At 42.7% G+C, this 21,538-nt stretch carries 19 protein-coding genes; 4 read left to right on the forward strand and 15 right to left on the reverse strand.

The features are described from left to right. Nucleotides 1–11: 11 nt before the first annotated feature. The 3 genes from pnpS to citZ all read right to left on the reverse strand — a co-directional run bounded on the left by pnpS (nucleotide 12) and on the right by citZ (nucleotide 4,156). Nucleotides 12–1,400 carry a two-component system histidine kinase PnpS gene (gene pnpS, locus ACFQU8_RS07105; protein WP_382358514.1) on the reverse strand — a complete coding sequence of 463 codons (1,389 nt, stop codon included), beginning with the start codon at nucleotides 1,398–1,400 and terminating at the stop codon, nucleotides 12–14. Nucleotides 1,401–1,614: 214 nt separating this feature from the next. Beyond that, nucleotides 1,615–2,886 carry an NADP-dependent isocitrate dehydrogenase gene (gene icd / locus ACFQU8_RS07110; RefSeq protein ID WP_382358515.1) on the reverse strand — a complete coding sequence of 424 codons (1,272 nt, stop codon included), beginning with the start codon at nucleotides 2,884–2,886 and terminating at the stop codon, nucleotides 1,615–1,617. 154 nt (nucleotides 2,887–3,040) lie between these two features. Further along, nucleotides 3,041–4,156: a citrate synthase gene (gene citZ / locus ACFQU8_RS07115; protein WP_382358516.1), complete on the reverse strand. Its 1,116-nt coding sequence runs from the start codon at nucleotides 4,154–4,156 to the stop codon at nucleotides 3,041–3,043. Between the two features lie 277 nt (nucleotides 4,157–4,433). Here citZ and ytvI point away from each other — a divergent pair, with 277 nt between their 5' ends. Next, on the forward strand, nucleotides 4,434–5,543 hold the full coding sequence (gene ytvI, locus ACFQU8_RS07120; RefSeq protein ID WP_382358517.1) for a sporulation integral membrane protein YtvI: 1,110 nt from the start codon (nucleotides 4,434–4,436) through the stop codon (nucleotides 5,541–5,543). A gap of 5 nt (nucleotides 5,544–5,548) precedes the next feature. Here ytvI and ACFQU8_RS07125 read toward each other — a convergent pair whose 3' ends face one another. The 8 genes from ACFQU8_RS07125 to dnaE form a co-directional block, all read right to left on the reverse strand. After that, the gene (locus ACFQU8_RS07125; protein WP_382358518.1) at nucleotides 5,549–5,935 is read right to left on the reverse strand and encodes an FxsA family protein; all 387 of its coding nucleotides are present in this window, start codon (nucleotides 5,933–5,935) and stop codon (nucleotides 5,549–5,551) included. 71 nt (nucleotides 5,936–6,006) lie between these two features. Beyond that, nucleotides 6,007–7,767 (reverse strand): pyruvate kinase, encoded by a 1,761-nt coding sequence (gene pyk / locus ACFQU8_RS07130; protein ID WP_382358519.1) that lies wholly within the window; start codon nucleotides 7,765–7,767, stop codon nucleotides 6,007–6,009. Between the two features lie 21 nt (nucleotides 7,768–7,788). Then, entirely contained in the window at nucleotides 7,789–8,748 is a 960-nt protein-coding gene (gene pfkA, locus ACFQU8_RS07135) for a 6-phosphofructokinase (protein WP_382358520.1), read from the reverse strand. A gap of 255 nt (nucleotides 8,749–9,003) precedes the next feature. Further along, nucleotides 9,004–9,960 (reverse strand): acetyl-CoA carboxylase carboxyl transferase subunit alpha, encoded by a 957-nt coding sequence (accA, locus tag ACFQU8_RS07140; protein WP_382358521.1) that lies wholly within the window; start codon nucleotides 9,958–9,960, stop codon nucleotides 9,004–9,006. Continuing rightward, a complete protein-coding gene (gene accD / locus ACFQU8_RS07145) occupies nucleotides 9,957–10,817 on the reverse strand; it encodes an acetyl-CoA carboxylase, carboxyltransferase subunit beta (RefSeq protein ID WP_382358522.1) in 861 nt (286 codons plus the stop codon). The genes accA and accD overlap by 4 nt, the downstream gene beginning before the upstream one ends. 92 nt (nucleotides 10,818–10,909) lie before the next feature. Beyond that, complete coding sequence (locus ACFQU8_RS07150; protein ID WP_382358523.1) at nucleotides 10,910–11,545, reverse strand: FadR/GntR family transcriptional regulator; 636 nt, start codon at nucleotides 11,543–11,545, stop codon at nucleotides 10,910–10,912. Nucleotides 11,546–11,648: 103 nt separating this feature from the next. Continuing rightward, nucleotides 11,649–12,887 (reverse strand): NAD(P)-dependent malic enzyme, encoded by a 1,239-nt coding sequence (locus ACFQU8_RS07155; RefSeq protein ID WP_382358524.1) that lies wholly within the window; start codon nucleotides 12,885–12,887, stop codon nucleotides 11,649–11,651. 197 nt (nucleotides 12,888–13,084) lie between these two features. Then, nucleotides 13,085–16,465: a DNA polymerase III subunit alpha gene (gene dnaE / locus ACFQU8_RS07160; protein WP_382358525.1), complete on the reverse strand. Its 3,381-nt coding sequence runs from the start codon at nucleotides 16,463–16,465 to the stop codon at nucleotides 13,085–13,087. A gap of 141 nt (nucleotides 16,466–16,606) precedes the next feature. On the opposite strand from dnaE, the gene ACFQU8_RS07165 reads away from it, so the two are divergent. Together ACFQU8_RS07165 and ytrI are read left to right on the forward strand one after the other, a co-directional pair. After that, nucleotides 16,607–16,939, forward strand: coding sequence for a YtrH family sporulation protein (locus ACFQU8_RS07165; RefSeq protein WP_382358526.1), 333 nt, complete (start codon nucleotides 16,607–16,609; stop codon nucleotides 16,937–16,939). Then, entirely contained in the window at nucleotides 16,939–17,439 is a 501-nt protein-coding gene (ytrI, locus tag ACFQU8_RS07170) for a sporulation membrane protein YtrI (RefSeq protein ID WP_382358527.1), read from the forward strand. The genes ACFQU8_RS07165 and ytrI overlap by 1 nt, the downstream gene beginning before the upstream one ends. 65 nt (nucleotides 17,440–17,504) lie before the next feature. Here the strand turns inward: ytrI and ACFQU8_RS07175 are convergent, their stop codons facing one another. Then, the gene (locus tag ACFQU8_RS07175) at nucleotides 17,505–18,452 is read right to left on the reverse strand and encodes a DHH family phosphoesterase (RefSeq protein ID WP_382358528.1); all 948 of its coding nucleotides are present in this window, start codon (nucleotides 18,450–18,452) and stop codon (nucleotides 17,505–17,507) included. Nucleotides 18,453–18,585: 133 nt separating this feature from the next. Here ACFQU8_RS07175 and ACFQU8_RS07180 point away from each other — a divergent pair, with 133 nt between their 5' ends. After that, nucleotides 18,586–18,876 (forward strand): YtpI family protein, encoded by a 291-nt coding sequence (locus ACFQU8_RS07180; protein WP_382358529.1) that lies wholly within the window; start codon nucleotides 18,586–18,588, stop codon nucleotides 18,874–18,876. Between the two features lie 140 nt (nucleotides 18,877–19,016). Here the strand turns inward: ACFQU8_RS07180 and ACFQU8_RS07185 are convergent, their stop codons facing one another. From ACFQU8_RS07185 to ACFQU8_RS07195, 3 genes are all read right to left on the reverse strand, one after another. Further along, complete coding sequence (locus tag ACFQU8_RS07185; RefSeq protein ID WP_382358530.1) at nucleotides 19,017–20,324, reverse strand: DRTGG domain-containing protein; 1,308 nt, start codon at nucleotides 20,322–20,324, stop codon at nucleotides 19,017–19,019. Between the two features lie 77 nt (nucleotides 20,325–20,401). Then, complete coding sequence (locus tag ACFQU8_RS07190; RefSeq protein WP_382358531.1) at nucleotides 20,402–20,623, reverse strand: hypothetical protein; 222 nt, start codon at nucleotides 20,621–20,623, stop codon at nucleotides 20,402–20,404. Nucleotides 20,624–20,686: 63 nt separating this feature from the next. Beyond that, nucleotides 20,687–21,442, reverse strand: coding sequence for a prepilin peptidase (locus ACFQU8_RS07195; RefSeq protein WP_382358532.1), 756 nt, complete (start codon nucleotides 21,440–21,442; stop codon nucleotides 20,687–20,689). Between the last annotated feature and the right edge of the window lie 96 nt (nucleotides 21,443–21,538).

The raw sequence follows: 21,538 nt of genomic DNA on the forward strand, positions 1-21,538 counted from the left end.
AAGCACTCCCTTTACGAGAGTGCCGGATCCTCTTCTTTTGGTAAGTAGACATCGAAAACAGATCCTTTTTCAAGTTCACTTTCCACAGTAATGCTGCCATCATGGACTTCAACAATATGTTTAGCAATCGCTAGACCAAGCCCCGTACCGCCAGTATTTTGACTGCGTGCTTTATCTACCCGGTAAAAACGCTCGAAAATTCTGGGGATAGCTTCTTCCGGAATGCCAATGCCAGTGTCCTTCACTTTGAAATGAATGTTGTCATCTTCATTTTTAAGAATCAAATCCACCTTGCCCTGCTCTGGCGTGTAACTGATAGCATTTATCAGCAAATTAATCAAAATCTGCTCCATATGTTCACTATCTGTTTGAAGTATCAGATTTTCATCTAAATCAAATGTCAGCGTAATTTCTTTTTGTTCAGCACTCTGGCTGATCAGCGGTTTGATGTCACTGACAACCTGGTTTAGATCGACTGTTTCCCAGGTGATTTGAAATTCCTCTTTTTCCAATTTGGACAGAGTCAGTAAATCTTGAACCAGCCCCTCCATCCGGCTGCTCTCATCATAAATAATCGTCAAATACCGATCCAGTGATTCAGGATCATGTTTAGCACCATTCAATAACGTTTCCGCAAAGCCTGTCATGGATGCCATAGGAGTTTTAAGCTCATGTGAAACGTTAGCTACGAAATCCTTACGCATCAATTCAAGTCTCTTTAAGTGGGTAATGTCATATAACAAAAGAACAGCGCCCTTCAGCATCTCACGTTCATTGAATATAGGAGCCCCGACGATTTCAATATACTTTTTCTCCATACCAACAAACTGGGTGAATGAATAAGTCATATTTCTTTCATATAAAAATGTATCAAGCACAGTTTTTTGAATCGTTTCATTCGCCAGAACTTCATAGTATAGATACCCATGATAATCGTGCGTATTTCCTTCAAACATGATTAAAAATTTGCGATTGACTAAATGGATAAACCCTTTTTCATCAATCAAGACCAGACCACTTGCTGTATTATCAATTAATGTTGACAACTGTTCTTCCTGCAGCTGTTCCTGAATCTGAAATTCACTGAGATTGCGTGCCAATATATTTAATTTATAATTAAGTTCGCCTATACGACCGCCGGCAGTATCATGAACTCGTGCCCGATAATTGCCTTTCACAAGTTCATCAACTGTCTGGGATGTTTTGACGATTGGCTTCATATGTTTATCATATACATGAAGCATAATAATTAATAAAATGACATATTCCACAATCATAATCGAAATAAGAATGATATAATCATTCACAATTTGGCTTAGCGCAAAACTTGTTATTGCTACCAACAGAATCAGACTTGCGTGATAAGAAATTAATGGTTTTGTGAATAATGGCTTCATCATGTCGGATGCTCCAATTTATAACCCATTTCCCGGACTGTTTTAACCCGGAATGTGATAAATGACGCTGTTAAACATATAAAATCTAACGCTGTGATGTGAAGCTATTATAAATGAAAAGCTTCTTCTCACCAACAGGCAAAAAGAAGCTTTTTCACTTACGCAAGCATGTTTGGACGACGTCTTGGTTGCATAGCTGATTAGTAAGATTCGACGATTAATCCATATTTTTAATCAGTTCATCACCAAATCCGCTCGTTTTAACTTCCGCAGCACCTTCCATCATACGAGCAAAATCGTAAGTAACAACTTTTGATGCGATGGTAGTGTCCATTGCCTTAGTAATAAGATCGGCTGCTTCACGCCACCCGAGATGTTCAAGCATCAATACAGCCGACAGGATCATAGAAGATGGATTCACTTTATCCATACCGGCATATTTAGGTGCTGTTCCGTGTGTCGCTTCAAAGATGGCATGACCAGTATCATAGTTAATATTAGCGCCTGGAGCAATACCAATGCCGCCTACCTGTGCTGCCAGAGCATCGGAAATGTAGTCACCATTCAGATTCATCGTAGCAACAACATCAAATTCTTTCGGACGGGTCAGAATTTGCTGCAGGAAGATATCCGCAATAGCATCCTTAACAATCATTTTTCCGGCTGCAACGGCCTCATCCTGTGCCTTGTTGGCTGCCTCTTTTCCATCTTTTTCAACAATGCGGTCATATTCAGCCCATGTAAAGACTTTATTACCGTATTCCTGTTCGGCAACTTCATAGCCCCATGATTTAAAGGACCCTTCCGTAAATTTCATAATGTTACCTTTATGTACCAGCGTAACATTCTGGCGTCCTTCGTTAAGTGCATAGTCAATTGCAGCTCGTACCAGACGTTTTGTTCCTTCTTCAGATACGGGCTTAATACCAATTCCGGATGTTTCAGGAAAACGGATACTGTCAACGCCCATTTCATCTTGCAGAAAATCAATAACTTTTTTCACACTGTCTGTTCCTTTTTGCCACTCGATACCTGCATAAATATCTTCCGTGTTTTCACGGAAAATGGCCATATCGACATCTTCAGGGTTCTTGACCGGGGACGGGACACCTGAAAAATAGCGTACTGGACGCAGGCATGTGAATAAGTCCAATTCCTGCCGGAGCGCAACGTTTAATGAACGGATGCCTCCGCCGACTGGTGTTGTGAGCGGACCTTTAATAGCGATTTTATAATCATTAATCGTATTAAGTGTGTTATCCGGAAGCCATTCGCCACTTTTATCATATGATTTCTGACCAGCATAAATTTCTTTCCATTCAATCTGTTTTTCACCATTATAAGCTTTGTCAACAGCTGCTTCGATGACACGCTTAGTGGCCGCCCAAATATCCGGGCCGGTCCCGTCACCTTCAATAAATGGAATGATTGGTTTGTTCGGGACATTCATCTTTCCATTCTCAACTGTAATTTTTTCGGCTTGTGTCATATTGCTACCTCCTGTTCTTAATCATGCATCACCAGTCTACCACAATACCCGCCACTTGGTTAATAGGCGGCTTAATTTCCAGCTATTGCTGTTAAACTGGAGACGGCTAATAGCCGTTTTGGAGCAGGTTTCTTTGAATTTCACTGTGATTTATTTAGCGGTTTTCAATGGCTGTATAGTCCTGTGTGTCCGGACCCACATACTCTGCACGCGGACGGATGAGGCGATTATTATCATATTGTTCCAGAATATGTGCCAGCCAGCCTGAAACACGGCTTGTTGCAAACAGTGGTGTGAACAGATCATGATCGATTCCCAGGCTATGATAAACAGATGCTGAGTAAAAGTCCACATTAGCCGGCAGACCTTTTTCTTCTTTAATAAAATCCTCGATCTTTACAGACATATTATACCATTTGGGCTGACCGGTAAGTTTGGTCAATCTCTCAGACATACGTTTTAAGTGTTTAGCCCGCGGGTCACCACTTTTATAGACACGATGCCCCATCCCCATAATTTTTTCATTGTTGGCGATCTTTTCTTTAATATAGGGAACAGCATTCTCTTCGTCGCCAATATCCGTAAGCATTGCCATGACACGCTCATTAGCACCGCCGTGCAATGGTCCCTTTAACGCACCGATTGCAGCTGTCACGCCGGAATAAATATCCGACAATGTCGCGACACATACACGCGCAGTGAACGTTGAGGCATTCAGCTCATGATCCGCATGTAAGATGAGCGCTTTATTGATAGCTTCCACTTCTACATCTTCTGGCTCTTTGCCATTCAGCATATAGAGGAAATTAGCTGCAAAACTGAGATCTTCTTTCGGTCCAACAGGATCCTGCCCCTTGCGGATACGGGCAAATGCGGCAACAATCGTCGCGATCTTCGCCTGAATACGGACTGCCTTGCGCTGGTTCGCCGCTTCATCCATAACATCTGCTTCCTTATCATACAGTCCAAGGATGGAAACAGCTGACCGTAATGCTGCCATTGGATGGACGCTTGATAAATCATATGACCGCAAGTGATCAATGACAGCCGTATCCAAGTTCATATTGGCAGTCAGATCAGCCTTGAGCTCATCCAGTTCTGCTTGTGTTGGCATTTTTAAATGCCATAATAAGTAAATAACTTCCTCAAAACTGGAATTTTCGGCTAAATCATCAATTTTATAACCAACATACGTCAGTTGATCATTGATAATAGAGCTTATCGATGTTTCCGTCGCAACAATTCCTTCTAACCCTTTTTGTGATGACATCACAAACCCTCTCCTTTTCACAAATTGTTCAATACGTCAGGATTAAGTTACCAGTTATTAAACATGACAATTCATTACAGATAACAGGGTCCTTAAAACCAATTATAAAATAAAATCAACGTATTGTGAATTGAAACCGATAAAATTAAATTTTGGTGCAAAATCAAAACGAGACAAAATCCTGAATTTGTAAAAGCTGACTTATTAGTCTACTTTCCCGTTTCCAATCATAAATAAAACAGTACAAGCATTTTTAAGGCTGAAGGGTGGCATTGAATTGTACAAAAAGCGCATGTACCAGCTTTTAAGAAGCGGGATTGTCCTAACAGCAATTATTGCTGTCGGCATGCTGATACACTACACTGCTGTTTACATTTATCCATTTTTAGCGGCAGCCATTCTTGTGTTTTGCTTGAACCCAGTTGTGTCCTATTTAGAAAATAGATTGAACATGCCACGTGGCCTTGCATCGTTCAGCGTGCTGTTCATTACTATCGCCAGTTTCATTGGATTAATGATTATCTTCATTTCTGAACTCGTACACGGGACATCTTATTTGGCCGAGGCAATTCCGAAACATATTCAATCATTCATGTCGTTAGTAGAAGATTTGATTAATCAGTACCTTCTGCCATTATATCAAAACGTAACGTCTTTCTTTCAGACACTGAATCCTGAACAACAGGAAAGTATAACTAATACGATTCACCAATTAATTCAGCAGTTTGCATCACTTGGTTCAGATATGCTTAATTATGTCCTAACACAACTATCACATGCATTAGCGTCACTGCCAGGTTCTGTTACATTCTTGCTGTTCACCATTTTAGGTGCTTATTTCATAATGAAAGATTGGCATTTGCTGCTTGCTCAAAGCAAAAGAATCGTTCCCCGAAGCCTATTTGAAGCAAACACTCGTGTCTGGTATCATCTGCGAAAAATCTTTACCGGTTATATCAAAGCTCAGCTCTTGCTAATAACCCTGACGGCTGTCACTGCCCTGACTGGTCTGCTCATATTACAAATTGACTATGCACTGACAATTACGCTGTTGACTGCTTTAGCAGATATACTGCCATTTATCGGGGCAGGGCTTATTTTCATGCCGTGGATCATTTATTTATTTTTGACTGGCGATTATTCTCTCACAATTGGTTTAACAATTTTATATATGATCATCGCCGTTCAGAGACAGGCTCTGGAGCCAAAACTCGTGTCAGATGGCATTGGTTCAAACCCACTCGTGACACTTGTCACGCTGTTCATTGCTCTTCAGGTATGGGGAGCATTTGGACTGTTAATCGGTCCTCTTCTAGTGATTATCGGAGCTGCCTTTTATCAAGCAGGTGTTCTCCATCAGGCATTTCACTTTATTAAAGGATCATAATATTACTATTTTCGATAAATAATGGTGCCTTTGGCTGCACGTTTCCGCAGAAATCGTTCCGCCATTCGCTGAAACGGCGCCCTTGTAAAGGGAAGTACCAGCATAAATCCTGCGATATCGGTAATAAAACCAGGCGCAAACAGAAAAATGCCGCCAGTAAAGATACAAATACCATCCACGATAGCCCTGCCCGGCGGCTGACGATTATTGATCGCCAATTGGGCACGACGCCACGCGTCAAGACCTTCTCTTCGCGCAAGAGCTACGCCGGCGATACCTGTAAAAATAATTAATGCTACAACCCATATCGGGCCAATGATACCGCCCGCCCAAATAAATACACCAATTTCAATCGCAGGTATAATAATAAAAGCAAGAATTAACCATTGCATCGTCCGCTCCCCCTTCATATTATAACCTTTTCACAGTGGCAGCAGCGTTAATGTGTGACAATAATCGCGATTTATAATACTTTGGCATGGCCTTCATAGATGTCGCCCTTGGCCCCATCAATTGTAATATCTGTTCCACTGTGAATTTTATCGGATACATTTTCAACACCTACAATGACTGGTATCCCCAGGCTTAATCCAACAACAGCCGCATGGGAGGTTAAGCCGCCTTCTTCAGTGACAATGCCGCCGGCTTTCTCAACTGCTTCCATCATATCGCGATCTGTCCCACGCGTTACCAGAATATCACCTTCCGAAAGGTTTTCAATTGCTTCAGAAGCTGTTTCAGCAACAACCGCCTTTCCATAGGCACTGCCTCGTCCAATTCCTTGCCCTTTAGCCATGACATCTCCAATGACATGGACTTTCATTAAGTTAGTCGTGCCGCTTTCACCAAGTGGAACGCCGGCTGTAATAATCACTCTGCTGCCCCGGTCAAACAGCGCTGTATTCAGTCCCTGATTCACCGCTATGTCCAGCATATCATCGGTGGAACCTGCTTTACTGCCCGCAACGGCATGAACACCCCATACTAATGATAATTGCCGGTTAACACTTTCATGAAACGTAACAGCAATAATGGGGGCTTCCGGCCGGTATTTCGAAATCATTCTGGCCGTATGTCCGCTTTCAGTCGGTGTAATGATACCACTTACCGATAAATTCATTGCGGTATGTGTTACGGACTGACTGATTGCATCAGTGATCGTCATATCAACCCATTTTGAACGATCATCAAGAAGCAGCTGATGATCGAGTCCAGTTTCCGCTTTTATAGCTATATTGCTCATTGTTTGTACTGACTCAATCGGATAGTCTCCCGCTGCCGTCTCGCCGGATAACATAATGGCATCTGTCCCATCAAAAATAGCGTTAGCTACATCGGATGCTTCAGCCCGTGTAGGCCTTGGATTCCACTGCATGGAATCAAGCATTTGGGTGGCTGTTATAACTGGTTTGCCAGCCGTATTGCACTGCGCAATCAGTTTCTTCTGCACAAGCGGTACATCTTCTGCTGGTGTTTCCACACCCAGGTCACCGCGCGCCACCATCAGTCCGTTACTAACCTCCAGGATCGCATCAATATTATCAATACCTTCCTGGTTTTCAATTTTAGGTATAATTTTAATGTGTGTTGCATCATGTTCTTCAAGCAGTTTCTGCACTTCCAGTATATCAGATGGACGGCGAACAAAAGAAGCTGCTATAAAATCAACGTCCTGTTCAATGCCAAACTCAATATACTGAGCATCTTTATCAGTTATGCCAGGTAAATTGACATGAACATTCGGGAGATTGACACCCTTCTTATTCTTAATGGTGCCTGAGTTCAAAGCTTTCGTTCTGACCTCTCTATTCTCTGTATCAGCCGACAACACTTCCAATTCAATCAGACCGTCATCAAGCAGGATTTTTGAGCCGGCATGCACATCATCCATCAGCCCTTCATAAGTAACAGAGAAGCGTTCTGAGGTTCCTTCGACATCATCCATCGTTACATGTACGATACTGTTTTTTTCTATTTCGGCTTCACCGTTTTTGAATGTTCCGGTTCTGATTTCAGGCCCTTTCGTATCAAGAAGAATCGCAACTGTTTTTCCTGTTTTAGCTGCAGCTTCGCGAATGTTTCGAATCCGCTGTTCATGTTCTGCATAATCGCCGTGTGAAAAATTTAAACGGGCAACATTCATTCCAGCCTCAATTAACTTTGTTAATGTTTCAATCGATTCGGATGCCGGACCAATCGTGCTCACAATTTTTGTTTTTCGCATTCCAGTTCCTCCTTACAAACGTTATATTGACAATTCCTTGGACAATTGAAACATGTTCATATCAATGGTATGTTTTTTACTCAAAATATCTGAAATGTCATGGTGTACCAATTGATTGTTCTGAATACCTGCTACTTTTCCAGCCTGGCCGGCTTGAAGCAGATCGACAGCCTCTGCACCTAAACGGCTTGCCAGCACTCTGTCTGAAGCTGTTGGAGAACCGCCACGCTGAATATGGCCCAACACCGTTACACGTGTTTCCAGATCAGCTGTCCTTTTAATGTCATCGGCATAATCAAACGCACTTCCAACACCTTCAGCAAGAATGATAATACTGTGTTTTTTGCCACGTTCCTGTCCACGCTTCAACCTGTCAATAATGTCTTCCATCGCATCCTGTTTTTCCGGAATAAGAATGCTTTCTGCACCATCAGCCAATCCGGCCCAAAGTGCGAGGTCACCAGCATTCCGGCCCATAACCTCTATGATAAATGTCCGTTCATGCGATGAGGCTGTATCCCGTATTTTATCAATTGCTTCGATCACTGTGTTCAGTGCTGTATCAAACCCAATTGTGAAATCAGTACCGGCAATATCATTATCAATCGTTCCAGGAATGCCAATACAAGGGTACCCTTTCTCACTCAATGCCTGGGCACCCCGAAAACTTCCATCACCACCAATTACAATCAAGCCTTCAATCCCGCGCTTTTCCATTTGCTCGATTCCTCTACTTTGCCCTTCATCTGTTACAAACGCCTCACATCTTGCTGAATGCAAAATCGTTCCGCCGCGCTGAATAATATCACCGACCGAGCCGATATCCATCTGTTCAATATGACCGTCGATAAGACCCTGGAATCCATTATGAATGCCAAACACTTCAATATTATGATAAATAGCCTTTCTCACAACTGCGCGTATGGCAGCATTCATACCCGGTGCATCGCCACCGCTCGTTAAGACACCCAGTTTTTTCATACTGTCCTTTCACCCCACTCATTTCATTCGTCTTCTGAGAACCTGAATCGTTCCTGCGAACACATAAACACAACTAAAAACCTGATTACAGATATGTAACGCCGATGCAGATCATCTAACCACTATATCCAAATTAATCAAAATCGCTGCAAACAGCAATCATTTTAATCAACGTCAAATTATCACCAGCAACAAATCTCGTTATTAGTACGCTTAAGCGTGAAAGAGGCTGACTCATGTCAACCTCTCTTCTGATTAAGTGTTTTGATAATCACCTATTTTATGATATTTTTCCCATCTTGCTTCAAGTAATTCATCCGTCGACAGTTCTGACATTTCCTGCAGTGATTTGGCCAGAACAGCATCAATTGAGGCGGCCTGATTTTTGATGTCACGATGAGCACCGCCTTTTGGTTCTGGGATAACCTCATCAACAACATCCAATTCTTTTAAATCATAAGACGTAATCTTCATTGTTTCGGCTGCTTGCTGTGCCAGATCAGCGTTTTTCCATAGCAAAGCAGCTGCTCCTTCAGGTGAAATAACTGAATAAGTTGAATTTTCCAGCATATGAATACGGTCACCGACACCCAGGCCGAGAGCTCCGCCGCTTCCGCCTTCACCAATGACGATACAAATAATCGGAACTTTAAGGCCAGCCATCTCCACTAAATTTCGGGCAATTGCTTCACTTTGACCGCGTTCTTCGGCAGCTTTGCCTGGATAAGCACCTTTCGTATCAATAAAAGAAATAATAGGACGGTGAAACTTTTCAGCTTGCTGCATGTGCCGCAACGCTTTCCGGTACCCTTCAGGATGCGGCATACCAAAATTACGGCGAATATTTTCTTTCGTTCCACGACCTCGCTGATGGCCAATGACTGTAACTGGGGTATCCTGATACAGAGCGATTCCTGACACGATTGCTTCGTCATCCCCGTATAAGCGATCACCATGAAACTCCATAAAATTCGTGAACAGTTCCTCTATGTAGTCCAAAGTTGTTGGCCGTTTCTGGTGACGCGCCATCTGGACACGCTGCCAGGGTTCTAAATTACCGTATATATCCTCTTCCAGTGTTTCCAGACGTTCTTCCAGTGTTTTAATTTCCTCAGTCAAATCAATATCACTGTCGGCTGTAAAGGTCTTCAGTTCTTCAATTTTGTCTTTCAAGTCCACAATTGGCTTTTCAAAATCCAAGGCATCCTTCATGTCTGTTCCCCGCCCTTCTGATGCATCAAGAGCAACGTTTCTAGAGTAGATGTCATATCATGCCGATGAATGATACTGTCCAGCTGACCATGATTATACAGAAATTCCGCTGTCTGAAAATCATCCGGCAGCTCCTCATTAATTGTCTGTTCAATAACGCGACGTCCAGCAAACCCAATCAGGGCACCTGGCTCAGCAAAATTATAATCACCAATTGAGGCAAAGCTGGCTGATACCCCACCAGTTGTTGGATGGGTCATAACAGAAATCATCAGCTGACCAGCTTCCGAAAAACGTTTCACAGCAACCGATGTTTTGGCCATTTGCATAAGACTTAAAACACCCTCCTGCATCCTTGCACCGCCAGAGGCTGTAAAAATAATAAATGGGAGTGACTCTTCATTAGCCTGTTCAATCGCACGAGCAATCTTTTCACCAGCGGCCGATCCTACACTTCCCATACGAAACCCGGAATCCATAGCTGCCAGGGCAGTTGACTGGTTGCCTATAGAAGCCTTGCCGCATACGACACTTTCATTTAAACCAGTTTTTTCGCGGTCTTTGGCTATTTTTCCCTCATATCCAGGGAATTCCAACGGATTAGCGGACGTCAGGCCACTATCCCATTCCGTAAATGTGCCTTCATCAACTAAGCTGTGAATCCGATCCCAGGCACTTAAAGGATGATGATAGTCACAGTTGGGACAAACATTTAAATTTTTGTTCATTTCTTTGCGATAATAGATTTTATGACAATTGTCGCATTTTTTCATGAGGCCTTCCGGTATATCCAGCTTGCTTTGTTCATTAGGAACGGTGGCATATTTCCTTTTCTTGCCAAAAAAATCTTTAAGCAAGATTATTCCTCCTTTGTTCGCAACAGAACGAGACACCTATTGGTCACTATACTAATAAACTGCCAAAACTGCGATAGCCTGTCAACAAAATGTCATTCGTTTTGTTCGGCCGGCAGTTGATAAAACAAACGTTCAATCTCATCAAAGCGCCCTGTTTGGTAAAGATTTATGAGTTTCTGATAAAAAGACGGATTATATGCAAGGCTGGAAATCGTGTAAGAAAACGCATCCATCAGCTGCCAGACCTTAGCAAGCAACAGGCTTTCCGTTCTGCGAAACAGGCACTGAAAAAAAGCTGCATGTTTCTCATTACTGCTCAATGTATTGTCGCAGGTAATCGCCGACAGCGTATCAATATCATCTTGGCGGATATGCTTATATGCAATTCTCGCCGCTTCTTTTTCAATGATTTTTTTGGCAAACAACAGATCATTACGTGTATTTGCCCCCCGCAAAATGAATGACGACAGCACCTCAACTGAGTGATACGGCCGGTAGTCGCTCAGAAATGTCCCTTCGCCATGTCTTGTTTCAACTAATCCCAGTAGTTCCATGGCTCTTAGTGCTTCCCGAATGGAAGATCTGCCAGCCTGCAAGTTTTCCGACAGTTCACGCTCAGATGGCAATTTGTCACCTGGCTGTAAATCGTGTTCATCAATATACTTGCGGATTTCCTGCAGAACACCCTGATATACTTTCTGTTCCAGCGACATAGTCACAGCCGTCATCACCCCTTTGCAGGACGTTATGCATTATTTTCCTGAACGATTGAGCGGGATCTGTGAGAACCGATCCAGCCGTTCAAGAACTGCAGATTACGTTATGTTAGCATCACGTTTTATCAATCTGTGTCATATGGCGGGTTCTCTCAGCTACTGCTTCAGGGTCAACATTCATTCTTGCCACGCCTGAATCCATTGCCGCCTGAGCAACACGGGAAGCAACAAGTGGTGCAACTCTCGGATCAAAAGGTGCCGGTATCACGTAATCCTCAGATAACTCATCTTTTGTAATCAGCGACGCAATCGCTTCAGTTGCAGCCACCTTCATTTTTTCATTAATCTGAGTCGCCCGCACATCAAGAGCTCCCCGGAAAATACCTGGAAATGCGAGTACATTATTCACCTGGTTGGAAAAATCAGAACGACCAGTCCCAATAACCTTAACACCGGCCTCTTTGGCATCCTCAGGCATGATTTCCGGTTCAGGATTGGCCATAGCAAAAATAATCGGATCATCATGCATGGTCTCGACCATTTCTTTGGACAGCAAACCACCAGCCGATACACCAATAAAGACATCCGCGTCTGTCAAGATTTCTTCAAGTGATCCTTCTTCTTTATCTTTGTTGGTCATTTTGGCAACATCTTCTTTTACGTCATTCATGCCATATGATCTGCCTTCAAAAATAGCACCTTTTGAATCACACATAATCATATCACGCACACCAAAATGATGCAGAAGTTTGATAATAGCGATGCCGGCAGCGCCTGCTCCATTCGCAACAACTTTTATATCAGAAAAGGATTTGCCGGACAGCTCCAGCGCATTGATCAGTCCGGCAACTGTAACGATAGCTGTTCCGTGCTGATCATCATGAAAGACCGGAATACTTGTTTCTTTTTTCAGCCGTTCTTCGACAATGAAACAGTTTGGTGCCGCAATGTCTTCAAGATTGACACCGCCAAATGTCGGCTCCAGCAGTTTCACAGTCTCAATAACTTTTTCAACATCATGTGAACCTAAACAGATTGGAAACGCATCCACTCCAGCAAAACTTTTGAACAAAACGCCTTTGCCTTCCATAACAGGCAATGACGCTTCTGCTCCAATGTTCCCCAGTCCCAGTACTGCTGATCCGTCACTGACAACGCCTACCATGTTGCCTTTCATGGTATAATCAAAAACAGCTTCTTTCTGGTCATAGATTTCCTTGCACGGCTCTGCTACCCCTGGCGAATAGGCTAAGCTCAAATCCCGTGCATTACGGACAGGCACTTTCGCCTCAGTTGACAGTTTACCTTTGTTTATCTTATGAATATGCAATGCTTCATCTCTTAAGTCTGCCAAATTCATCACTCCTTTAATAGGTGTCCAAAACAATATAACTATTCCAGCCGCTAGACCCACCTTTACAAGTTCCAGAAGCTAAGAGCTTATGAAAATCTTATGAATCAGGTGGTCTGACCACTTAATGTTTTCATTATAACAAATCGCTTGTTTGTGTAAAGAAGAAAAATTAGCTTTCACACACCTCACGCCCCGTCTTATTCTGATAAATGATCGTCATCCTTATCCTCCGAAATCACAACATTGGCGGTTCCAAATCGGGACCGCAAAGCTTCCAGACATGGCTCATCCGGTTCCAGCAAATAGGCATGGGACAGGCGATAAGCAGCACCTTCTTTAGGATTATAAATAATGACTGGTGTCTGGCCCGGGTATTGATCAGAGATGGCTTGGATAGCTGACAAGGCATGGTGATCATTAGCTTCAGTGATTTTAATAAACAAACGCTTTCTTTGATCAATTTGCCAATCCGCTTCCTGGAACATCTCCACACTCGATAAGATCCATTGCTGCTGACCATTCCGGTTTTCAACCCTGCCAGCAAACATAATCAGCATGTCTTCCGAAAGCCAGCGGTGGATGTCTCTGTATAACTCCGGAAAAACTACTGCCTCCATATCACCCGTTTCATCACCAATAGTCACAAACGCCATCGGATCACCCCGTTTTGTCCGAATGGGTTTAATCGACTGTACAATGGCTGCACCTTTCGCATGCCGTTCATTTGTAAGCTTCGGACCATCCTCCATAGCGGCATAACCAGCTTTTTTCAGCATCGCCCTGTAATGGGTCAGCGGGTGACTGGAAACAAATTGGCCAAGCAGCTCCTTTTCATCGCGAAGTTTCTTTATCAGACTAAAATCATCAATCGCTACGTATTGCTCTTGTATGTCAAGCTTGTCCTGAAACAAATCAGTCTGACTATTGAATTCCTTAAAAAGTTCGCCCTGTTCCATAGCTTGATCAAGTGAAGCCAAAAGACTTGCGCGATTTGCATGAAGCTCATCAAAAGCACCTGCCATGATCAGCGTTTCCATAGTTCGGCGGTTCACAACTGTCAGTGATACACGTAAACAAAAGTGAAACAAACTTTTGAAAACACCATCCTGTCGTACGCGGATAATTTCATTGATGACTTGATAACCAATTCCTTTTATCGCCATAAATCCCATACGAATTTGCTGACGTTCCACCGAATATTTACCATAACTGTTGTTAACCGATGGTGGTGCCAAAGACAGTCCAGTCGCGTTCAATTCTTTAATATACAGATTCAGCTTATACTGCTGATTGGCTGTCGAACTTAAAAGTTCAGCGAAAAAGCTTTTAGGATAATGAGCTTTCAAATAAGCAAGCTGATAGGCCAGTTTACTGTAGGCAACCGCATGGCTTTTGTTAAAACCGTAATTAGAGAACTTAGCAATCCACTGAAATATTTCCCTGGCAATAACGTCACTGTAGCCTTGTGCCAAACAGCCCTGAATAAATGCCGTTTGCTGTTCATTCATCGCCTGCTGTTGTTTCTTACTGACTGCCCGTCGCAATATATCGGCCCGTCCTAAAGAAAATCCAGCAATCTGATGTGCTATTTGCATAATTTGTTCCTGATAAATCAGAACACCATAGGTTTCCTTTAAAATCGGTTCCAGATCCGGATGCAGGTAATTAATTGCCTCTTGATCGTGTTTACGGTTGATATAAACAGGTATATTGTCCATTGGCCCCGGCCGGTATAACGCGTTGACAGCCACAATATCTTCAAAATGGGTCGGTTTCAGCCTTTTCAGCACCTGTTTCATACCCTGTGACTCCAATTGAAACACACCATTCGTTCTGCCTTGCCGCAGCATCGCGTAAGTCGCATCATCCTCATCAGGAATAGCCTCCAGGGTCATCGTGCCGTTTCCGGTATAGCGAATTGTCTGCAATACGCGTTCCAAAAGTGTCAAATTGCGCAGTCCCAGAAAGTCCATTTTCAAGAGCCCGACAGCTTCCAGATCATTCATCGCATACTGAGTCAAATAGGTCTCATGAGTCCCCACCGTTAACGGAACATGATGAATGAGTGGCTCTTCGCTGATGACAACGCCAGCAGCATGGGTGGACATGTGCTTCGGAAGTCCTTCCAGTTTAGCTGCAATCGTAAATAACAATTTCAGTTTATCTGATTGTTTGATATATTGCTGCAATTCTTCTGATCCTTTGATATAAGCTGCAATAGGCTGATTTGCCTGTGCAGGGATATACTTTAAGATAAACGCTGCATCCTGCCGGTCGATATCCATGGTCTTAATCAATTCACGCAATAGTGATCTGGCTGCAAACGTTCCAAATGTAATAATCTGCGCTACATGATCGTCACCATACTTAGCACGAACATAATCGATCACTTCATCACGCCTGTGATCCGAAAAATCAACATCAATATCAGGCATCGTTACACGCTCAGGATTAAGAAAGCGCTCAAACAATAAATTATGAGCCATTGGGTCAACCTCAGTGATGCCAAGCACATACGCAACCAGAGATCCGGCTGCTGAACCACGCCCAGGCCCGACGAGAATCCCCTGATCTTTAGCATATTTAATAAAATCCCAAACAATTAAAAAGTAATCGCTGAATTGCATCGATTGAATAGTCCGCAGTTCATATGTAAGACGTTTTTCGATGTCACTGTTGACAGCAGTGTAGCGCTGTTTGACATTTTCCCAGCACAGCTGCTCCAGATAAGTATGGGCATCAAGCTGTTCCGATACCGGATAAGATGGAAGCATGTGTCTATCAAAGTTCAGGGTAACATCGCACCTGCCCGAAATATTTGCAGTCTCCTGAACAATCCCGGGCCACTCATCTCCATAGAGTTGTTCCATTTCAGCGGCGGGACGCAAATGGCGCTGTTTGACACTTATATCCGTTATTCGCAGCGGCCATGTTTCATCATGTTTCATAGAACGCAAACAATCGTAGGCTACAGCATCCTTTTCATTCAAATAGCGGACGTCATTAAGTAATACCGCTTTGGTCTGAGATGTTTCCTGGAAGGCTTTAATCGATTCACTGATCATACGCTCCTTCGGGATGCCATGATCCTGAACACCAAGATAGAAATCACTCTGTGCAAACATATGCCAATAATTCACGAGATAATCGCTGACTTGGTCAAAAGAAGCATTCTGCAGCAATGAACCAATATTGGAATCATAGGTTATCACAATGCAAATGAGATCCTCATTATAAGATGTTAACGCCTCAGCTGAAATACTCTTTTTTTGCGATAATTGAATATGAGTGCTTAAACGGATTAAGTTCTCGTACCCGTGATTGTTTTTAGCAAGCAACAGACACAAGTCCGGTTCACTGCCATTCGTATTCACCCTCACATGCATACCGATGATTGGTTTGATCCCGTTTTTCTGACAAGCCTTGTAAAAAGGGACAGCGCCATATAAAACATGTTCATCTGTAAGTGCAAGGGCTTCAAATTGCAATTCGCGGGCCCTTTCAGCCAATTTGTCAATCGTAATGGTGCTGCTCATAAAACTGTAACCGCTGTGGACCTGTAAATGTGTAAAAGACATACGATCCCATCTTTCCTTTCACTCTTAACTCTATTATAGCTAATCCGATCCAAAACTGCATCCATTAATATGTTTACCTCAGGCATATTCTGTCCATCGCCATCATAAAATGAAACAGTATATGGACAAGGAGCGAGCCTAATGGAAGAACGATTTATCGCCCAGCTCATTCATTGTTTTTTTATTGCATTTGGTGTCATCGTAGGTGGAGCTATTATTGGCAGTATTGGTGCGTTTATTACAGGCGATGCCCCTTTCACCCAAATCAACCGGATTGCTGACCGGTTAAGAATCTGGGCCATTGTAGCTGCCATAGGCGGGACTTTTGATGCCATAGCAAATTTTGAAAAAGGGATCCTGGATGGATCAACATTTGATCTTCTTAAACAAATTCTGTTAATTTTAACAGCTATGGGTGGTGTTAAAGCAGGCCTCGTCCTATTAAGCTGGCTGATTCAGGAGAGTATCCGTTAATGCATATTCCACCATACCACAAAAAAGCCACCTGGCAGCGTTTTTTTGTTGGCACGTTTGTCGGTGCTGTTATTGCTTATTGTTTATTCATCTATATGCACGGGACAATGTATGGCGAACTTCTGGAAGAAAACCGTGATTTAAAAGCGAACGTTTCGGAATTAAAAAATCAGAATGATGCGTTACTCGAGGATAACAAGAACCTTGATGAGCAATCCCAGGAGTCCATCAAAGTGGAAACCATTGAGATTACGATCGCAAATGAAGACGAACTGCCGGACAGTTTAATCATCCATGACATGGAAGAGTTAATCAAACATGAGATTAATCATATTGTAGGAAAAAATGTATCCATCATTTCAGAAAGCGATAGCCTGTTAAAAGCAACGATTGAAGACAGAGATTATACGGTTGATGATTTCACCTACCAATTCAGCGTTGATACCCTTGTTATTCACCAAACTGTAAAAATAACTGTTAATGCTGATATTGCTACTTAAGAGGCCGATTGAAAAAGTGATACAAGCGAGCTATCTCTCGCATGGATAGCTCGCTCTCGCTATATCTATAGATTATAAGACATGCATACGTCATCCAGATCCTTTAGAACCTGCTCTGTTTCCGACCATGTTTTAACCGAAGCTCCCGATGCCATTGGGTGGCCACCGCCATTATATTTAGCAGCTATATCATTAATGACTGGCCCTTTTGAACGGAGCCGCACTCTAATCTCGTCATCTTCCTCAATAAAAAGGACCCATGCCTTAATACCGGCAATATCTCCCAGAACGCCTACAAGCTGACCCGTCTCCATCGGGCTGACATCGTATTCCTGTAAAGTATTTTTCGTTAATTTAATCGAACTCATACCAGACCCAGTGAGCTCAAAATGCTGCAGGATATATCCTTGCAGTCTGGCGATATTGCGGCTGGTACGGTAAAGGCCATCATAAAGACCGGGACGATCAAAGTTATACGCTACAAGTTCCGCAGCATGCTGAAACGTCTTTTTAGTAGCGCTCGGGAATAAAAACCGGCCTGTATCACCTACTATACCGGCGTAAATCAGGCGCGCTGCTTCAGCATTTAATGTGAAGCCCTGATCTTTAGCAAATTGATAAATATCATAAATTATCTCGCAGGATGAACTGGCGCTCGTATCGACATATGATACATCACCATAATCATCCACAATGGGATGGTGATCGATCTTTATCAATTTCTTTCCCATATGATAGCGCTGATCACTAATACGGGCAGTATTGGCTGTATCACAAACAATGACAAGGGCGTTTTGATACATATAATCATCAATAGGATCCATTTCAGCTAAAAATTCGAGTCCTGGACCCGTTTCTCCCGTTAAGTAAACTTGTTTATCCGGAAATGAACCCGAAATTAATTCTTTGAGTCCGGCTTGAGAACCGTACGCATCAGGATCAGGTCTGACATGACGGTGAATAATAATCGTTTGATGTTCTTTAATTGCATCAACAATTGCCTGTATAGTCATAATACTCTCCTATCTGATTCACAAATTTATTACTTTTCTTTTAAAGCAAAACAAGCTACAATTAAATTATGCATTATTTTGGCATTATCATCTAAATTGGCCAATGACTTATTAAGTATAGGAGCAGATTTGCATGATTATTTTTCCTATTATAATTGTTTTGTCAGTCGTTTTCTGGATTTATTACAAAGTAGCTATCCTAAAAAGTGACGATGGGCTGACACAAGCTTACTTTAATGCCAAATCACGTATTTGTCTTGGCAGTCTCCTGTTCTTTTTTGCGATTAATCAATATATCTTTTACCAGACAAAGCTGGCATTATTTATCGGCATCGTTTTTTTATTTTTCGGTGTGGTGCATTTATATTCAGGTATGAAAGAAGCGAAGCACTACCGGAAAGAATGGAGACGTTTGAATACCTGAGAGCAATTATCATTAAGCCATAAGCGCTCTTATGTACCGCGATCTGGCAAAAAGTCCAACCAAACTCTTGCCAGACTTTTCTGCGGGGCAACAATCGATCCTTTCAAATAAACGTGTTGATAGCACATCCGCCACAGCCGTTACCTATCGATCAGGTGAGTCATCAGCAAACCTTTCCCAACCATATTATTACCGCTGAACATTTCCACATCCACTTTAGCATAAATGCGTCCAGCTTCGAGTATTTTTGGCTTAATCGTTACCTTACTGTCAATGGGCACCGGCTTTAAAAAGTATACTGTTAGATTCTCCACAACAAGATCACCTTTTTTTTGACGGCTTAAGGCCCGGCTGCTCGCTTCCGTCATAAGGGATGTGCACACCCCATCCGACAGCGTCCCGATTTGATTCGTCATCTGCGGCGTCACCTGTGTGTGGAAAGCCATTTCATCGCTTTCCGGGGAGGACAGCTGCCGTCCAACAATATCATCGATGGTTTCCCCTACTTGTGGCTGCCGCTGAATTTGCTGCAGAGCTTGCAAAACATCCTGCCGGGAAACAACGCCTTTCAGTTTGCTGGAAGGATCAACAACCGGCACGACTTCAATTCCCTCCCATACCATCATATGAGCCACATACGCGAGCGACGTTTTTTCCTGGACAACGATTGGATTCCGGGACATAATTTTGTCAATACGTATCTGCCTGTCTTTTCCGATAATATCCTTTGAACTAAGCATACCAGCGACGCGCCCTTTGTCATCAACAACAGGATATCTGGTGTGAGTTGATTGCTCGTTTAACGCATACCAGCGTTCTAAGGTATCTGTCATATACAAACGCAACGATTGTTCCTGCGGTGTATAAATATCATCGACAAATATGACTTCCTTTTTAATCAATTGGTCATAAATAGCTCGGTTAATCATAGTTGCTACCGTGAACGTGTCATAACTGGTCGTCATAATCGGCAGCTGCTTTTCATCGGCCAGCTTTTTCATAGTCTCATTTGTATCAAAACCGCCCGTAATTAAAACAGCTGCCCCTTCGTTCAGTGCCATTTCATGAGCTTCTACACGGTTGCCGACAATCAACAATGATCCTGCTTCCGTATAGCGCTTCATGGGATCAAGCTGCATAGCCCCTATAACAAATTTATTCAAGGTCTTATGCAGTCCCTGATGGCCTCCAAGCGCTTGTCCATCGACAATTTTTATAACCTCGGCATACGTCAGTTTATCAAAATTATCTTTACTTTTTCGTTCAATCCGAATAGTTCCCACACGTTCAATGGTGCTGACAATCCCCTGATTTTCTGCCTCTTTAATAGCTCGGTAAGCTGTTCCTTCACTCACGTTCAACGTTTTGGCAATCTGCCTGACTGAAATTTTATAACCAATTTCCAGCGATAAAATATGCTGTAAAATCTGTTCATGCTTTGTTGCCAACTGGACACCTGCTTTCAACTGTACTAATCTTTTTGTCTCATTTCAATTATACAGTTGATACAGCCGAACCTCAATAGTTAAGCCCTTTCTTGGAGAAGCTCCCTATCCTGTTCCATTACAGGTGGGTCGGTTATTTGTAAAAGTGAGGCCAGATTAGATCCAATAACCAATAACAGAAAACCCAGCCATAGCCCCCAAAATAAAATGGCTTCCTGCGTTATCGCCTCTGGAATTGCAGGCCAGGCAATGTAAAGAAAGAAACCTCCTAAAAGTAAACGCAATATGGCATAGTAACGCATAATTCTCACCTCTTTTCATTTCTATTAATTTATGAAAAAGAAAGGTGAAACAGAACGGCCGTTTTAAATCAGATTATGTAAATACCACGCCAATAAAAAATCTCCCTGGAAGTAGCTTATAAGGGATCCCATTACAATAAAAGGCCCAAATGGAATTGGCTGTTTACGATTAATACGTTTCAGCCCCAATAATACACCTCCAATGAGCGCACCTATGACACTGGAAAGAAGCAAAGCCAATAATGTCTTTTGAAAACCTAAAACAATCCCCAGTAAAGCGAACAGCTTCATGTCACCACCTCCCATACCGCCACGACTTATGAGAATAATAAGCGCAATTATTATAACCCCCATCAATGCTCCCACTGCAGAAGACCACCAGGGGTCAAGCGGCTGTATGACACGCGTTATAACCAAAAACGGCAAAAAGAAGCCTAACAGCCGATTGGGAATAAGCATGTACCTGATATCAGAAACAAACACAATGAGAAGGAGAGTTACAGTCAGCAATGCGACTGGTAATTCCCAGCTTAACCCTGTCTTAATGTAACTCAGCGCGAAAAGCAAAGCAGCAGAAAGTTCTATAACAGGATATAAAATCGAGATATGTCTTTGGCATTGATTACATTTCCCCCGCTGAACGGCGTAGGACAACAGAGGTATCAACTCATACCAAGCCAATAGATGTCCGCAATCCGGACACATCGAACGTTCGTTGGCAAAAGGCTGCTTTTGGGGCATGCGCAGACCGACAACATTAAAAAATGAACCGAAGATCAAACCTAAGAGGAAAAATAGCAGGATTAGCACATCATTCATAACGGGGCTCCTTATCGCAGTATACAAAATAGGAAAATGCGAGGTTTTTTCAGATATTTACAATTATAGTATAGCCTGACGGGATTAAAATATCAA

It is taken from the genome of Lentibacillus kimchii (assembly GCF_042666895.1).
Lineage (GTDB): Bacteria > Bacillota > Bacilli > Bacillales > Amphibacillaceae > Lentibacillus > Lentibacillus kimchii.

Excerpts from the sequence above, each read along its gene's own strand:
- pnpS (WP_382358514.1), bottom strand. The coding sequence starts at position 1,400 with ATGATGAAGCCATTATTCACAAAACCATTAATTTCTTATCACGCAAGT.
- icd (WP_382358515.1), bottom strand. The coding sequence starts at position 2,886 with ATGACACAAGCCGAAAAAATTACAGTTGAGAATGGAAAGATGAATGTC.
- citZ (WP_382358516.1), bottom strand. The coding sequence starts at position 4,156 with ATGTCATCACAAAAAGGGTTAGAAGGAATTGTTGCGACGGAAACATCG.
- ACFQU8_RS07125 (WP_382358518.1), bottom strand. The coding sequence starts at position 5,935 with ATGCAATGGTTAATTCTTGCTTTTATTATTATACCTGCGATTGAAATT.
- pyk (WP_382358519.1), bottom strand. The coding sequence starts at position 7,767 with ATGCGAAAAACAAAAATTGTGAGCACGATTGGTCCGGCATCCGAATCG.
- pfkA (WP_382358520.1), bottom strand. The coding sequence starts at position 8,748 with ATGAAAAAACTGGGTGTCTTAACGAGCGGTGGCGATGCACCGGGTATG.
- accA (WP_382358521.1), bottom strand. The coding sequence starts at position 9,960 with ATGAAGGATGCCTTGGATTTTGAAAAGCCAATTGTGGACTTGAAAGAC.
- ACFQU8_RS07150 (WP_382358523.1), bottom strand. The coding sequence starts at position 11,545 with ATGACGGCTGTGACTATGTCGCTGGAACAGAAAGTATATCAGGGTGTT.
- dnaE (WP_382358525.1), bottom strand. The coding sequence starts at position 16,465 with ATGTCTTTTACACATTTACAGGTCCACAGCGGTTACAGTTTTATGAGC.
- ACFQU8_RS07165 (WP_382358526.1), top strand. The coding sequence starts at position 16,607 with ATGGAAGAACGATTTATCGCCCAGCTCATTCATTGTTTTTTTATTGCA.
- ytrI (WP_382358527.1), top strand. The coding sequence starts at position 16,939 with ATGCATATTCCACCATACCACAAAAAAGCCACCTGGCAGCGTTTTTTT.
- ACFQU8_RS07175 (WP_382358528.1), bottom strand. The coding sequence starts at position 18,452 with ATGACTATACAGGCAATTGTTGATGCAATTAAAGAACATCAAACGATT.
- ACFQU8_RS07180 (WP_382358529.1), top strand. The coding sequence starts at position 18,586 with ATGATTATTTTTCCTATTATAATTGTTTTGTCAGTCGTTTTCTGGATT.
- ACFQU8_RS07190 (WP_382358531.1), bottom strand. The coding sequence starts at position 20,623 with ATGCGTTACTATGCCATATTGCGTTTACTTTTAGGAGGTTTCTTTCTT.
- ACFQU8_RS07195 (WP_382358532.1), bottom strand. The coding sequence starts at position 21,442 with ATGAATGATGTGCTAATCCTGCTATTTTTCCTCTTAGGTTTGATCTTC.